Origin of the sequence: Peribacillus muralis, from assembly GCF_001645685.2 — a bacterium.
Classification (GTDB): Bacteria; Bacillota; Bacilli; order Bacillales; family DSM-1321; genus Peribacillus; species Peribacillus muralis_A.
In genome coordinates, this window is the sequence record NZ_CP017080.1 from 42,851 (window position 1) to 57,776 (window position 14,926).

Genomic DNA, 14,926 nt, shown 5'->3' on the forward strand with positions numbered 1-14,926 from the left:
ATCATGTCAAATCAGTATTTAGATCCTAATTTAAAGGTATTCTCGTTGAATTCAAACTTTGATCTAGCTCAAGAAATTGCAGCTGCAATCGGTGTTGAACTTGGAAAATGCAGTGTAACCAGCTTCAGTGACGGTGAAGTCCATATTAATATTGAAGAGAGCATTCGTGGCTGTGACGTATATGTGATTCAATCAACAAGTCAACCAGTTAATGAAAATTTAATGGAACTTCTAATTATGATTGATGCTCTTAAACGTGCTTCAGCTAAGACGATCAATATTGTTATGCCATACTATGGTTATGCAAGGCAAGACCGTAAAGCACGCGCACGTGAACCGATTACGGCTAAACTAGTTGCAAACCTTTTGGAAACGGCTGGTGCCCATCGTGTCATCACTTTGGATCTTCACGCGCCACAAATCCAAGGTTTCTTCGATATTTTAATCGATCACCTTGTTGCCGTTCCAATTTTAGCTGATCATTTCAAAGAAAAAGATCTAAGTGATATTGTCATCGTTTCTCCTGATCACGGCGGTGTAACGCGCGCCCGTAAAATGGCAGATCGCCTAAAAGCGCCTATTGCCATTATCGATAAGCGCCGTCCAAGGCCGAACGTGGCTGAAGTCATGAACATCGTTGGTAATATTGAAGGGAAGACGGCAATCCTGATCGATGACATCATCGATACGGCAGGTACCATTACACTAGCTGCCAATGCACTTGTGGAAAATGGCGCTAAAGCGGTGTATGCTTGCTGTACTCATCCGGTCCTTTCAGGTCCTGCCATCGAAAGGATTCAAAATTCAACGATCAAGGAATTGGTCGTGACGAACTCGATCGCCCTATCCGAAGACAAGAAAATTGATAAGATCGTTGGACTTTCCGTAGCACCTTTGATTGCTGAGGCCATCATTCGTGTACATGAGGAACAATCGGTCAGCACATTATTCGATTGATATAAATAAATGCGCATACGTAAAAAATGGTGGGCCCTTAGGCTCACCATTTTTTAGGTTAATGGAACCAACATGGGGAAACGTCTAATTCTTAGTTGACAGGTTGGAATACTAATAATAAAATGAATATACAATTTTCATCCATTTTTATGAAATGGGAAATAAAGAAAAAAGCTGATCGGGCTACCGAAGGCTCCTTTTTACTTACCGATGAATATGAGGCATTTTGCTGTGCCTTTTTACTCATGGTAAAGAAAAGGAGCTTTTTATTTTATCTAAAAAGTGGGGGAAGGGTGTGCAGAATATGAAAAGAAAGCAAATATGGCTGCTGGCCATTTTTAGTGTCTTCTTGCTGGTGATAGGGGGGTGCGGACAGGAGAAAACCAGCTCCAAAAGTGGCAATGTAAAGGAATCGGCTAAAACGATTCGAATCGGTTATCAAAAATTCGGGACATTAAATATCTTGAAATCGAAGGGAGAGCTGGAAAAGCGTTTAAAAGATGCTGGATATACAGCCGATTGGACAGAATTCCCCGCAGGACCTCAGCTGCTTGAAGCCTTGAATGTCGGCAGCATTGATTTTGGTCACACAGGGGAGGCACCGCCGATTTTTGCCCAGGCAGCCAACGCTCCCCTTGTCTATGTTGCCAATCAACCGGCAAATCCTGCGGGAGAGGCCATAGTCGTACAAAAGGACTCCCCCATTAAAAGTGTAAAGGAATTGAAAGGCAAGAAGGTCGGATTGAATAAAGGTTCCAATGTTCACTACCTACTGGTCAAGGCTTTGGAGGAGGCGGGCCTTACACTGGATGATATTAAACCTGTCTATTTGCCACCGGCTGATGCAAGGGCCGCCTTTGAAGGAAATCAAATTGATGCATGGGTAATATGGGACCCTTTCTTATCAGCAGCGGAGTTGGAGCTTAAAGCGAAAACGATCCAGAATGGAGAAGGACTTGTCGCGAATCGTGAATTCTTTTTGGCTACCGAAACCTTTGCAGAGGATGAAGAGGCTTTGAACATCATAAAAGAGGAAGTGATAAAAATTGATAAATGGATCGAAGAAAATCCTGGCGATGTAGCTGAGTTTTTATCACCGGAAATAGGCATGAGTGTTGAGGCATTGGAAAAAACATTAAAAAGAAAGAAATACGGTCTGGAGGAGATTTCCGATTCCGTCTTGGATGATCAACAAAAAATCGCCGATACATTTTACAATCTCAAATTAATCCCAAGCAAAATAAATGTGTTAGATGCATCCAGTAAAAAGAACGAAGGGGGAAATGGAGAATGAAAGTTTTTTGGTTTTTACCATCACATGGGGAAAGTCGCTATTTAGGAACGACAAAGGGCGGGAGAGCGATTACACTTCCATATTTGAAACAAATTGCACAGGCGGTCGATCAATTAGGTTTTGAAGGAGCCTTGCTGCCGACGGGCCGGTCATGTGAGGATGCTTGGGTAGTGGGTTCCTCATTGATTTTGGCAACTGAAAGGATGAAATTTTTAGTGGCGGTACGTCCGGGATTAATGTCGCCGACCTTGGCTGCCCGGATGGCTGCTAGCTTCGATAGATTGTCTGACGGCCGTCTCTTGATCAATGTAGTTACTGGCGGGGACCCTGTCGAATTGGCAGGCGATGGCGTATTTCTTGATCATAAGGAACGTTATGGGCAAACGAATGAATTCCTTGATATTTGGAGAGAGGCTCTGGCAGGTGGAAAAGTTGATTTTGAAGGGGAGCACTTGAAAGTTAAAGGGGGCAATATCTTGTTGCCGCCGGTACAAAAGCCTTATCCTCCCCTTTATTTCGGCGGCTCATCAGAACCAGCCATTGATATAGCCGGAAAGCATATCGACGTGTACTTGACTTGGGGTGAGCCACCAGGGCAAGTAGCTGAGAAAATCGAGAAGGTACGTAAGAAGGCAGCGGAGTATGGACGAGAGGTTAGGTTCGGCATAAGGATGCATGTCATAGTGCGAGAAACGGAAGAGGAAGCATGGCAGGCGGCGGAGGAACTCATTAAATATGTGGACGACGAAATGATTGAAAATTCACAAAAAATATTCGAGCGCTTTGACTCAGTGGGCCAAAAAAGGATGTCACAACTTCATAATGGAAGCAGGGATTCGCTGGAAATCAGCCCTAACTTATGGGCAGGGGTCGGCCTTGTGCGAGGCGGGGCAGGTACGGCGCTAGTCGGCAGCGCCGAGAATGTGGCTGCCCGAATGAAGGAATATGAAGAGATCGGGATAGAATCCTTTGTTTTATCCGGGTACCCTCACCTGGAAGAAGCATACCGTGTGGCGGAATCATTATTTCCTTTGCTCCCGATTGAACAGCAGCAGGCATCCGTTTCAAAAGCGGTGAGCCCTTTCGGTGAAATACTGGCAAATGACCACTACCCTACAAAAGGAAGTGAAAGTGAAGATGCAGGAAAAGTTAAACAAAAAGCTCAATAAGTCATATTTCCTCTCATGGCTCGTCCCCCTGCTCTTGTTGTTAATTTGGCAGCTGCTGTCTTTGTGGGGAATTTTGTCGGAGCGAATATTGCCTGCGCCGACCGAGGTGCTTCAAGCAGGTGCATCGTTATTAAAAACCGGAGAGCTTGCAGATTATATCGGCATCAGTGCACAGCGGGCCTTCATTGGCTTTTTAATAGGCGGGTTCATTGGTTTTTTCCTAGGGCTGTTAAATGGAATATCCAACATCGCGGAAACATTATTCGACACCTCCTTGCAAATGTTGCGTAACATACCGCATTTAGCGTTAATACCGCTTGTGATCCTTTGGTTTGGGATAGAAGAAGAGGCCAAGATTTTTCTTGTAGCCTTGGGAGTCCTTTTCCCTATCTATTTAAATACCTTTCATGGTGTGAAGTCGGTGGATAAAGATTTAATCGAGGCAGCGAGGGTTTATGGGCTTCATGGCTTTTCTCTATTCTGGAATGTGATTCTTCCGGCAGCCCTTCCTTCCATTTTGGTCGGTATCCGTTTCTCGCTTGGAATCATGTGGGTGACATTAATTGTCGCAGAAACGATATCCGCCAATTCAGGGATTGGCTATATGGCAATGAATGCACGTGAATTCATGAGGATGGACGTCGTTGTGCTTAGTATTCTCTTATATGCTTTATTAGGGAAAATATCGGATGTATTTGCCAAAATGGTCGAAAAAAGATGCTTGAGATGGCATCCATCATACCAATGAGGAGGCCTTTATGATGAAAAGTGGAAATTCGTTGGAGTTGCACGGCGTAGCAAAAAGCTTTGGTGATCATGATGTATTAAAGGGTGTTGACCTTTCTTTTAAAAAAGGGGAGTTCGTGGCCGTCGTCGGCAAGAGCGGATGTGGCAAGAGTACCTTACTGCGTCTTGTCGCTGGGCTGGATGAACCGACTGGGGGAAAGATCTTTGTGAATGGAATGCCACTGAACGGCTTGAATAAATCGTCACGGACGATGTTTCAGGACGGGAGGCTTTTCCCTTGGAAAAAGATCCTTCAAAACGTTGGTGTAGGCTTAAGTGGGGATTGGAAGCGGTATGCCATGGATTTACTGGAGCAGGTTGGCCTTGCCGACCGTGCGCATGAATGGCCTTCCGTTTTATCGGGAGGACAAAAACAAAGAGTCGCCTTAGCGAGAGCGTTGGTGAATCAACCTGACATTTTGCTTCTTGATGAACCATTAGGGGCATTGGATGCCTTGACAAGGGTCGAGATGCAACGTTTGATTGAAGAACTATGGCGGAAAAGGGACTTTACTGCCTTACTCGTTACACATGATGTCGAAGAAGCCGTTACTCTGGCAGATCGGGTCCTTTTGATCGAGGAAGGCGAAGTTGTCATGAATAAGGAAATCAATCTGCCTAGACCACGGCAAAAGGATCATCTTCAGTATGTTTCATTAGCTTCCCAAATCCTTAACAGAGTCATGCAAGTTGACGGAGCAGTGGGGAATAAGGCGATACATGCTTAGAAACCTACAATAAATTCACGGGTGGGTTTTCAATCGCGAGCCCTTTGTCAGCAGTTGTCCATGCCTGCCCTTTAGCCTTCCGATTTTTACCTTTCATGTTTAATGCCTGGTCATTTAGGGAAATGTAAAATATATAGAGAATCTTGCAATGAAAATAATAGGAAGGCGGAGGATGTATGAGTAACTTATTAGCTGCGAAAGAACGTACGGATTTAAAACATTCGAATTTAAGGAATTTGCGCGAAAGCGGAGAAATTCCAGCCGTGGTATATGGCAATCAAAACGGCAGTACGGCCATATCGGTCAATAATGGTGAGCTTCAGAAGACACTTAAGGAAATAGGCCGTAATGGCATCATTTCCTTGGATCTGGAAGGTAAGAGTTATAAGGTCATGCTCTCCGACTATCAAAAAGATCCGATAAAGAACCTCATTTTTCATGCGGACTTTTTAATCGTCGATATGTCTGCCCAATTACAGGCGCAAGTCCGCATTAATCTTGTAGGCACTTCTAAAGGCGTGAAAGATGGCGGAGTGCTTCAGCAATCCCTTCATGAAGTGACGGTCACGGCCAAGCCGAATGACATTCCTGATGCCATCGACGTTGACGTTACAGAACTTCAGGTAGGTGATACAATCTACATATCCGATATTCAATCGAATCAGAAAGTTACGATCGATAATGATGGAGAAGAAGTGGTTGCATCTGTTTTGGCCCCTCGTCAGGAAGAGGAAATAAATACTGGTGAACAGCAAGATGGCGGGATCCCTGAAAATGAAGAAGGAAGGGAAACGAAGCCCTCATCAGAGTCATGATGCCGAGATTAAACAATTGAATCGTGATATAATAGGCGTAGCTCTTACTGGAGTTACGTCTTTTCAACCTTTCGGCATATGGGTTTTACCGGGAATTAATTCCTTTATTTAGAATTTTTCCCTAATTAGTTCTCCGGTCGCTTGCAAGTCAGCTTGAAATTAGGGTACTATTTTTCTAAGGTCAATGACACTTGGAAATCTTCGTCCCGACGTAACACCATAAATAACCGTAACGACGGAGTGTGAATCATGAAAATTATTGTAGGGTTAGGAAACCCGGGGAAACAATACGAAAAAACCCGGCATAACGTCGGTTTTGAAGTAATAGATGAGTTATCCAGTAAATGGTCGATTCCACTTGATCAAGCAAAGCATAAGGGAATCTATGGTGTAGGGATGGTTAAAGGTGAGAAAGTTCTATTGCTTAAGCCCCTCACGTACATGAATTTATCAGGAGAATCGATTTCGGCAGTCATGCATTTCTTTAAGGTGGAAGTCGAGGATGTGGTCATTATTTATGATGACCTCGATTTGCCGCCAGGGAAACTTCGGCTTCGTCAAAAGGGAAGCGCGGGCGGCCATAATGGAATCAAGTCCACCATTGCTCATTTGGGTACGCAGGAGTTCAACCGGATCAGAATCGGGATTGGCCGTCCAATTGGCCGCATTCCGGTATCGGATTACGTTTTAGGGCGTTTTACGTCTGAAGAGTGGGATCATGTAGGGGCGACAATCGAAAAAAGTGCAGCTTCTTGTGAAGCCTGGATGGAAAAACCATTCATACAGGTCATGAATGAATATAATCAATAGGCCCTGAGTAGACATAAGTAAATAAGTAAAGAATAATATCTTCCTGTTTCGCTGAATAATTTCCCCTTATTTTTGTACATACTAACACTATTACAAAATAGGGGGTTACGAAATGGCTCTCCATTATCGATGCCGACATTGCGGAACTAAGCTAGGCTCAATCGAGGCACACTCATTGAGCACGGAGCAGTTAGGTTTTAACCAACTTACTGATGAAGAGCGACAAGAGATGATCGTTTATGATTCCGAGGGAGATATGCATGTAAAGGCAATATGTGAAGATTGTCATGAGTCGCTGCAACGATACCCTGAATTATATGAAAACGATTATATTATTCATTAGCGGGAGAGGGCTTTGGACAAAATCCAAAGCATTTTTCCGTTTGTCCATTTGTAAATACTCAATAAAAACCCGCTTGGTCGAAAGGGTCAGGTTCAAATACAAATATTATTTGGTTTTCGCATGATGAAGAGAGGGGGGAAAGAAAATGAATGGATTACAGAACTTGTTCTCTAAACAAGATGATGTTCATTCGTTGATAGCCGGTATCGATGAAGGGCTCAAAGAACAAATAGTTTCTGGTTTGACCGGTTCTTCGAGATCGCTATTGCTGGCTTCAGTATATGAAAAGACGAATAGGCCGATATTATTGGTCACCCATAATTTATTGCAAGCTCAAAAATTCCATGAGGACTTATCGAGCTTCATTCCTGAGGAAGAATTATATATTTATCCGGCCAATGAATTGATTGCGGCTGATTTAAGCGTGGCCAGTCCGGAATTAAGGGCCCAGCGTGTAGAGGCCTTGAATTTTTGGGCTGAAGGAAGGAAAGGAATTGTCATCGCTCCGATTCCGGGGGTTCGCCGAGTGCTTCCCTCAAAGGATATTTGGAAGAGGCATCAGCTTACCTTTAAGCTCGGTGAAGACATTGATCTAGAACCAACGCTGAATACATTTATATCCATGGGGTATAGCCGGTCTGAAATGGTAGCATCCCCAGGGGAGTTCAGCATTCGCGGCGGTATAATCGATATTTATCCGATTACGGAGCCTAACCCGATCCGTATCGAATTATTCGATACCGAAATAGATTCGATCCGGACGTTTTCAAGTGAAGATCAGCGCTCCATCGAGAAACTCAATAAGGTGATGATCGGCCCTGTAAGTGAAGCATTGCTCGAGCCAGAGCATATCCAAAGAATCATCACAAAGCTTGAAAGCGGTTTAAGTAAAAGCTTGAAGAAGCTTAAAGACGAGAAAGCGAAGGAACAGCTGGTTCAAACGATCGGCTATGAGCTTGAGCAGTTGAAAATGGGGGATAAACCTGACCAAATTTATAAATACTTAAGCTTGGCTTATGAAGAACCAGCTAGTTTGATAGATTATTTACCAGTCAATGGCTTGGTGTTCTTGGATGAAATAAGTAGAATCCAAGAAATCAATGATTCCCTCGAAAAAGAAGAAGCTGGGTGGTACACGGACCTTTTAAGTCAGGGACAGATCATTCATGATATAAAATTGGCCCATCCGATGCAGGAATTGATCATGAAATCCAGTAGGCCTTTTGTTTACCTTTCTTTATTTTTACGCCATGTACCGCACACTAATCCTCAGAATATCCTGAATTTTGCCAGTAAACAAATGCAGAATTTCCATGGACAGATGAATGTATTCAAATCTGAACTGGAGCGGTGGAAAAAGGGGAAATATACAATCGTCATACTTGGACAGGATGACGAGCGGGTTAAAAAACTGCATTCGGTTTTGGCCGATTATGATATAGAAGCTGCCGAGCTTTTTGATGCAAACAGCATCCTTCCGGGTAAAGTGCAGATTTTACGTGGCAGTCTTAATAGCGGGTTCGAATTGCCTATGCAGAAATTCAGCATCATCACGGAAACGGAATTATTCAATAAGAAATCCAAGAAATCGATCCGGAGACAGAAACTATCGAATGCCGAGCGAATCAAGAGTTATTCCGAGCTGAAAATCGGAGACTACGTCGTTCATGTTAACCATGGTATCGGAAAGTATCTGGGCATTGAAACACTCACGATAAATGGCGTTCATAAAGATTACTTACATATTCGTTATCAAGCGGATGACAAATTGTATGTTCCTGTTGACCAAATCGACCTTGTCCAAAAATATGTCGGTTCAGAAGGGAAGGAACCGAAGCTCTATAAGCTTGGCGGGACGGAATGGAAGCGTGTCAAAAGTAAGGTTCAGTCATCGGTGGAGAACATTGCCGATGATCTAATCAAGCTATACGCTGAACGCGAAGCTGCAAAAGGCTACGCATTTTCCCCCGATGGCGATATGCAGAGGGAATTTGAAACTTCATTCGCCTATAACGAAACGGAAGACCAATTGCGATCGATCGTCGAAATCAAAAAGGATATGGAACGCGAAAGGCCGATGGATCGCCTATTATGCGGAGATGTTGGTTATGGGAAGACGGAGGTGGCGATTCGTGCCGCCTTTAAAGCGATCATGGATGGGAAGCAGGTTGCCTTTCTTGTTCCGACCACGATTCTCGCCCAACAGCATTATGAAACACTAAGGGAGCGTTTTCAAGATTATCCCATATCGATTGGCCACATGAGCCGTTTCCGGTCAAAAAAACAGCAAACCGAAACGATCAAAGGATTGAAGGCTGGAACGGTGGATATAGTCGTTGGCACCCACAGGATCTTATCCAAGGATATCGTCTATCGTGATTTGGGCTTGCTTATCATTGATGAGGAGCAGCGCTTTGGAGTTACGCACAAGGAAAAGATCAAACGACTAAAAACCAATGTCGATGTCCTGACATTGACTGCGACCCCCATTCCAAGAACACTTCACATGTCGATGCTCGGTGTTAGGGATCTATCCGTCATTGAAACACCGCCTGAGAATCGTTTTCCAATCCAAACGTATGTTATGGAGTATAATGGCTCGTTGGTAACGGAAGCGATAGAAAGGGAGTTGGCAAGGGGCGGACAGGTTTATTTTCTATACAATCGGGTAGAAGATATAGCAAGAAAAGCAGAAGAAATTTCCATGTTGGTTCCTGATGCCCGGGTCACATTTGCTCATGGTCAAATGACAGAGCAAGAACTGGAGGCTGTCATGTTCGGCTTTTTAGAAGGTGAGTATGATGTGTTGGTGAGTACGACCATTATCGAGACCGGCGTCGATATACCGAATGTCAATACGCTTATAGTAAATGAAGCGGATCGAATGGGACTTTCACAGCTCTATCAACTACGTGGTCGTGTAGGACGGTCGAACCGGGTGGCTTACGCATTCTTCACTTATAGGAAGGATAAGGTTTTGACTGAAGTGGCGGAAAAACGACTTCAATCGATTAAGGAATTCACTGAATTGGGTTCAGGGTTCAAAATTGCGATGCGAGATTTATCGATCAGGGGAGCAGGAAACATTCTTGGTGCCCAACAGCATGGATTCATCGATTCCGTCGGTTTCGATCTGTACTCGCAAATGCTTAAAGAGGCGGTTGATGCGAAACGTAATGACCAGCCTGCCGAAGAAAAAAATACCCTGGAGATCGACGTTGAATTAGATGCGTATATCCCTGATGCCTACATAATGGATGGCCATCAGAAAATTGAAATGTATAAAAGGTTCAGAGGCATTGCTTCTCTTGAAGAAGTGGAGGAGCTGCAAGATGAAATGCTCGATCGATTCGGGGAGTACCCAGAGGAAGTCGCCTATCTATTCCTGATTGCCGAAATGAAGGTATATGCTTACAATGCCGGCATTGAAAGCATCAAACAATTGAAGCAGGAAATCAGCATCCTTCTCAGGGAAAAGGTAAGCAGCGACGTGGATGGGCAAAAAGTGTTTGGGCTTGGCTCGAAATATGGCCGGATGGTCGGCTTCGGAATGGATGGCAACAGAATGAAGCTAGTCTTGCATATCAAAGGTGTCGAGCAAAGCAAATGGCTCAATATCCTATTTGAGATGACGAAGGGCTTACAGCATGTAAAAAAAGAAACTCAAGCAACCAAAAACTAATCATGATTGATGGTCCTCTTGCAGTAAATGTTTTTAAGATACCATGGTAATAAAATGCAATTAAAAGAAAAATTTTTTCAAAGTGCATAGAACTTACCATTAGAAAAATACTATGTACAATAGCTGGTGATGATTATGCTACAAAAAGAGGATTTATCAAATCAATTAGATGAAAGTGAGGCAACATTTGATGAAAGCAACTGGTATCGTTCGCCGAATTGATGATTTAGGAAGAGTCGTCATCCCGAAGGAAATTCGAAGGACACTTCGCATTCGTGAAGGGGATCCATTGGAAATCTTTGTCGACAGAGATGGTGAAGTGATCTTAAAGAAATACTCTCCCATTAGTGAATTAGGCGATTTTGCAAGGGAGTATGCAGAAGCACTTTATGATAGCCTTGGAAACCCAGTTATGATATGTGATCGGGATACTTACATTGCAGTCGCAGGCGGCTCCAAAAAAGAATACTTAAATAAAAGCGTTAGTGAACTTGTCGAAAAAATCATGGAAGAAAGAAATCCAGTTTTGGAATCACCAAATGGACAAATTTCCTTCGTTGATTCAAATGATGAAGAAGTGCAATCGTATACTGCAGCTCCGATCATTGCGAGCGGCGACCCGATCGGTGCTGTCCTGATTTTCTCCAAAGAAAGCGCCATAGGTGAAGTCGAACAGAAATCTGTCGAAACAGCAGCAAGTTTCCTAGCCAGACAAATGGAACAGTGAGCTTGGACATGCCATTATATTTTTAGATGCAAAAAGGGCAGCGATCGCTGTCCTTTTTGCTTTTCATAACGACTGAATGTAATCTATGGGAAGGGCCCATGAAAATGGAGCAAATTCTCCGTAAGTGAATATGGAAAATCGTATACAGTATCGGTGCAAATGAAAAATCCTCCCAAAAATTATGCTATAATAACTACCACATATGAGTGAAAAGAGGAAAAAGAATGGCTGAAAAGCCTAATAAAACGTCAAATGAACTTTTTCGAGGTGCGTTGATTCTTAGCGCAGCGGCAATCATCGTAAAAGTTTTGAGCGCGGCTTACCGCATACCTTATCAAAATATTGCCGGTGACATCGGATTTTACATCTATCAACAAGTATATCCCTTCTACGGTGTTGCTTTAACGTTATCGACACTGGGCTTCCCTGTCGTCATATCCAAGCTGATTGCAGAACGGGAGACTTCGAATAACGATTTTGCGGTCAAGGACATTCTAGTGTCTTCCTTCCTCGTCTTGAGTTCGATAGGAATCATCATGTTTGCAGTATTGTTCCTTGGTGCTGATTGGATTGCCGGCTTGATGGAAGACCCAAAATTAAGCAGTCTGCTGAAGATCATTGCCTTTTCCTATTTAATAATGCCGGTATCCTCAGTATTGAGGGGCTACTTCCAAGGAATAAATGATATGTTCCCAACGGCAAGTTCGCAAGTTGCTGAACAATTCATCCGGGTATTGACGATATTGGTGCTGTCCACATTATTCGTGCATCTGGGTTACTCTCATTATGTGGTCGGCAAGGGGGCTGTCTTCGGATCGATTGCCGGCGGCATAACAGGTCTTGCATTGCTCCTTTTTTTCATTATCTTAAAAGAAGAATGGCAGCTTTTCTTGCGAATGGATATTAAACCAGTGAATTTCGTTAAAATATCCAAAGCCTTGGTCTTTCAAGGCTTGGCCTTTTGCATAACGGGCCTGATTCTCATCCTGTTTCAGTTTGTCGACTCGCTGCACTTATATTCCTTATTAAGGGAAACGGGTATGGGGGAAGATGAAGCAAAAGGGTGGAAAGGGGTATATGACCGTGGTCAGCCTTTGCTTCAACTAGGGACTGTTGCAGCCAATTCTTTTGCATTGGCGCTTGTGCCTGTAATATCCAGCTTCCTCCAAAAGCGTGAAGAGCATGAATTACTCAATAAAATTAAGTTGGCTCTTCGTGTAAGTGCCTCGCTGGGCCTGGCGGCAGCGGTTGGCCTGGCGGTCATGATGGGTCCGGTCAATCAAATGTTGTTCACGGATGCCAAAGGGACGGTTACTTTAGCCATTTTTTCATTATCGATTTTATTCTCCTCCCTCATCATGACGACGGCTGCTGTGATTCAAAGCCTCGGGTATTCGGTCGTACCGGTGATCATTACGATCGTAGGTGTGTTCAGCAAGTGGATGTTGAATCTTGTTCTGGTGCCTTCATACAAAATCGCCGGTGCTGCCTCGGCGACAGTATTGGCCTTCATGGTCATGTCAATATTATTTTATGCGGTATTGAGAGTGCATATCAAAAAGCCTTTAATGGAAGGGAAGTACATATTCATCATCGTTAAGAGTGCGATCTACATGGCTATGGCAGTTCTGCTATTCAATGCCTTGTTTCACATGATGTTCCCAGGTGAGGACAGGCTGCTTGCCGCGATTCAGTCGTTGATCGGTGTAGCAATCGGGGCAGCCGTCTTTATTGGGAGCGCCATACGTGCAGGTTTGTTTGAGGAAGAGGAGCTTTCGCTTATACCTTTAGTATCCAAGCTTAGACGATTTATAAAAAAGAATAGAGGTAAAACTATATGAATGAGATAACGATAATCGGCCTCGGTGCAGGGGACTTGGATCAGCTTCCGCTAGGGATTTATAAAAAATTGACAAAAGCCGGACGATGCTTTTTAAGGACGATCGATCATCCGGTGATTGCGGATCTGAAAGGGGAGGGCATCCATTTCACGTCTTTCGATTCGATTTATGAAAAGCACGACCAATTTGAAGCGGTATATGAAGAAATTGCCGGGACACTATTACAAGAAGCATTAAACCACTCCGTTTTATATGCGGTTCCTGGTCATCCGATGGTTGCGGAAAAAACGGTCCAGCTCCTGCTTGAAAAGGGACCTGAGCTTGGAGTGGACATTAAGGTGGAAGGCGGACAAAGCTTCTTGGATCCTCTGTTCCAGGCTGTTCGGATAGATCCGATCGAAGGGTTCCAGCTGTTGGATGGAACGGATCTCTCGCCCAATGACTTGCACATCACCCAGCATATGATAATCGGGCAGGTGTATGATGCATTCAGTGCGTCCAATGTGAAGCTCACTTTAATGGAGAAGCTTCCGGATGATTACGAGGTATTCATCGTCACAGCGGCTGGCAGCAGCCAGGAAAAAGTGACGAAATGCTCTTTGTTCGAGCTCGACCGCCAGTTGGAGTTAAGTAACTTGACGAGTGTATATGTCCCGCCTGTAAAAGAAGAAGCGCTGCAATATCGGGAATTTTCCAAGCTGCGGCAAATCATTGCCCAGCTTAGGGGACCTGACGGTTGTCCTTGGGATAAGAAACAAACACATGAAAGCTTGAAGAAATACTTGATAGAAGAGGCCTACGAGCTTATTGATTCGATTGATGAACAAGACGATGAGGGAATGGTCGGCGAGCTTGGGGATGTCCTCCTTCAAGTGATGCTCCATTCGCAAATCGGTGAAGATGAAGGCATGTTCACGATAGATGATGTGATCGAGGGCATCACAGCCAAAATGGTCCGACGCCATCCCCATGTATTCGGAGATGTTGAAGTGAATGGCGAGGAAGACGTAATGGTGAACTGGCAGAGAATCAAAGCGGAGGAAAAAGGCAGTGAAACAACACTCCAGCCTTCGATCTTGGACGGAATCGAAAAATCCTTGCCAAACTTGCTTCGCGCCGAAGAATATCAAAAAAGGGCTACAAAGGTTGGCTTCGATTGGGACGAGGTTTCCGAAGCCTGGAAAAAGGTTATAGAGGAAGTGCAAGAATTAGAAGAGGAAATGGTATCCCCGAATCGTGATATTGAAAGAATTCAGTCGGAGCTTGGCGACCTCTTTTTTGCGCTTGTCAACATTTCACGTTATTATGACATACAAGCGGAAGAAGCCGTCTACAAAGCGAACCGGAAATTTTACCAGCGTTTTACATATATAGAACAATCCATCCTAAAGGCAGGCAAAAAGTTCGAGGATCATACTTTGGAGGAGCTCGATTCATACTGGGATGAGGCAAAGGCCAAAGGACTTTAATCAAAGGGGAGAAAAAGAATGTCGATGAGATTGGATAAATTCCTAAAGGTATCAAGGTTGATCAAGCGCCGCACACTTGCGAAGGAAGTTGCGGACAAAGGGAGGATCACGATTAATGGGCAACAGGCGAAAGCAAGCTCGAATGTGAAGGATGGCGACGAATTAACGGTACGTTTCGGTCAAAAGCTGGTGACGGTACGAGTCGATAAAATCCAGGAAACGACGAAAAAAGAAGCGGCTGCCGATATGTATACGATCGTGAAGGAAGAAAAGCTGGCAGAGGAGTAAGGACAGGCTTGGTTCTA

Annotated in this window: 13 protein-coding genes; all 13 read left to right on the forward strand. The window is 44.1% G+C overall.

Translation table 11 applies throughout. From position 1 onward, the window contains the following. Positions 1-3: 3 nt before the first annotated feature. The 13 genes from ABE28_RS00230 (at position 4) to ABE28_RS00295 (ending at position 14,909) form a co-directional block, all read left to right on the forward strand. Positions 4-957 (forward strand): ribose-phosphate diphosphokinase, encoded by a 954-nt coding sequence (locus ABE28_RS00230; protein WP_064462594.1) that lies wholly within the window; start codon positions 4-6, stop codon positions 955-957. A 304-nt stretch (positions 958-1,261) separates the two neighbouring features. Next, positions 1,262-2,251 (forward strand): sulfonate ABC transporter substrate-binding protein, encoded by a 990-nt coding sequence (locus ABE28_RS00240; RefSeq protein ID WP_064462596.1) that lies wholly within the window; start codon positions 1,262-1,264, stop codon positions 2,249-2,251. Beyond that, entirely contained in the window at positions 2,248-3,420 is a 1,173-nt protein-coding gene (gene ssuD, locus ABE28_RS00245) for an FMNH2-dependent alkanesulfonate monooxygenase (RefSeq protein WP_064462597.1), read from the forward strand. Before ABE28_RS00240 ends, ssuD begins: the two co-directional genes overlap by 4 nt. Then, a complete protein-coding gene (gene ssuC, locus ABE28_RS00250) occupies positions 3,389-4,168 on the forward strand; it encodes an aliphatic sulfonate ABC transporter permease SsuC (protein ID WP_156775656.1) in 780 nt (259 codons plus the stop codon). Before ssuD ends, ssuC begins: the two co-directional genes overlap by 32 nt. Before the next feature lie 13 nt (positions 4,169-4,181). After that, positions 4,182-4,934, forward strand: a complete 753-nt coding sequence (locus tag ABE28_RS00255; RefSeq protein WP_083231905.1) for an ATP-binding cassette domain-containing protein — start codon at positions 4,182-4,184, stop codon at positions 4,932-4,934. Positions 4,935-5,110: 176 nt separating this feature from the next. Beyond that, on the forward strand, positions 5,111-5,749 hold the full coding sequence (locus ABE28_RS00260) for a 50S ribosomal protein L25/general stress protein Ctc (RefSeq protein WP_064462600.1): 639 nt from the start codon (positions 5,111-5,113) through the stop codon (positions 5,747-5,749). Between the two features lie 249 nt (positions 5,750-5,998). Next, positions 5,999-6,559 (forward strand): aminoacyl-tRNA hydrolase, encoded by a 561-nt coding sequence (gene pth, locus ABE28_RS00265; protein WP_064462601.1) that lies wholly within the window; start codon positions 5,999-6,001, stop codon positions 6,557-6,559. Positions 6,560-6,671: 112 nt separating this feature from the next. Continuing rightward, entirely contained in the window at positions 6,672-6,902 is a 231-nt protein-coding gene (locus ABE28_RS00270) for an anti-sigma-F factor Fin (RefSeq protein ID WP_057915364.1), read from the forward strand. 145 nt (positions 6,903-7,047) lie between these two features. Next, positions 7,048-10,584 carry a transcription-repair coupling factor gene (mfd, locus tag ABE28_RS00275; protein WP_064462602.1) on the forward strand — a complete coding sequence of 1,179 codons (3,537 nt, stop codon included), beginning with the start codon at positions 7,048-7,050 and terminating at the stop codon, positions 10,582-10,584. A gap of 190 nt (positions 10,585-10,774) precedes the next feature. Beyond that, positions 10,775-11,311, forward strand: coding sequence for a stage V sporulation protein T (gene spoVT / locus ABE28_RS00280; RefSeq protein WP_064462622.1), 537 nt, complete (start codon positions 10,775-10,777; stop codon positions 11,309-11,311). A gap of 224 nt (positions 11,312-11,535) precedes the next feature. Continuing rightward, positions 11,536-13,152: a putative polysaccharide biosynthesis protein gene (locus tag ABE28_RS00285; protein WP_064462603.1), complete on the forward strand. Its 1,617-nt coding sequence runs from the start codon at positions 11,536-11,538 to the stop codon at positions 13,150-13,152. Further along, positions 13,149-14,621 (forward strand): bifunctional methyltransferase/pyrophosphohydrolase YabN, encoded by a 1,473-nt coding sequence (gene mazG / locus ABE28_RS00290; protein WP_064462604.1) that lies wholly within the window; start codon positions 13,149-13,151, stop codon positions 14,619-14,621. Before ABE28_RS00285 ends, mazG begins: the two co-directional genes overlap by 4 nt. Before the next feature lie 24 nt (positions 14,622-14,645). Continuing rightward, complete coding sequence (locus tag ABE28_RS00295) at positions 14,646-14,909, forward strand: RNA-binding S4 domain-containing protein (RefSeq protein ID WP_034316386.1); 264 nt, start codon at positions 14,646-14,648, stop codon at positions 14,907-14,909. Positions 14,910-14,926: the final 17 nt, after the last annotated feature.

Bases quoted from the DNA above. Each gene is read 5' to 3' on its own strand.
- ABE28_RS00230 (WP_064462594.1), top strand. From the start codon at position 4: ATGTCAAATCAGTATTTAGATCCTAATTTAAAGGTATTCTCGTTGAAT.
- ABE28_RS00240 (WP_064462596.1), top strand. From the start codon at position 1,262: ATGAAAAGAAAGCAAATATGGCTGCTGGCCATTTTTAGTGTCTTCTTG.
- ssuD (WP_064462597.1), top strand. From the start codon at position 2,248: ATGAAAGTTTTTTGGTTTTTACCATCACATGGGGAAAGTCGCTATTTA.
- ssuC (WP_156775656.1), top strand. From the start codon at position 3,389: ATGCAGGAAAAGTTAAACAAAAAGCTCAATAAGTCATATTTCCTCTCA.
- ABE28_RS00255 (WP_083231905.1), top strand. From the start codon at position 4,182: ATGAAAAGTGGAAATTCGTTGGAGTTGCACGGCGTAGCAAAAAGCTTT.
- ABE28_RS00260 (WP_064462600.1), top strand. From the start codon at position 5,111: ATGAGTAACTTATTAGCTGCGAAAGAACGTACGGATTTAAAACATTCG.
- pth (WP_064462601.1), top strand. From the start codon at position 5,999: ATGAAAATTATTGTAGGGTTAGGAAACCCGGGGAAACAATACGAAAAA.
- ABE28_RS00270 (WP_057915364.1), top strand. From the start codon at position 6,672: ATGGCTCTCCATTATCGATGCCGACATTGCGGAACTAAGCTAGGCTCA.
- mfd (WP_064462602.1), top strand. From the start codon at position 7,048: ATGAATGGATTACAGAACTTGTTCTCTAAACAAGATGATGTTCATTCG.
- spoVT (WP_064462622.1), top strand. From the start codon at position 10,775: ATGAAAGCAACTGGTATCGTTCGCCGAATTGATGATTTAGGAAGAGTC.
- ABE28_RS00285 (WP_064462603.1), top strand. From the start codon at position 11,536: ATGGCTGAAAAGCCTAATAAAACGTCAAATGAACTTTTTCGAGGTGCG.
- mazG (WP_064462604.1), top strand. From the start codon at position 13,149: ATGAATGAGATAACGATAATCGGCCTCGGTGCAGGGGACTTGGATCAG.
- ABE28_RS00295 (WP_034316386.1), top strand. From the start codon at position 14,646: ATGAGATTGGATAAATTCCTAAAGGTATCAAGGTTGATCAAGCGCCGC.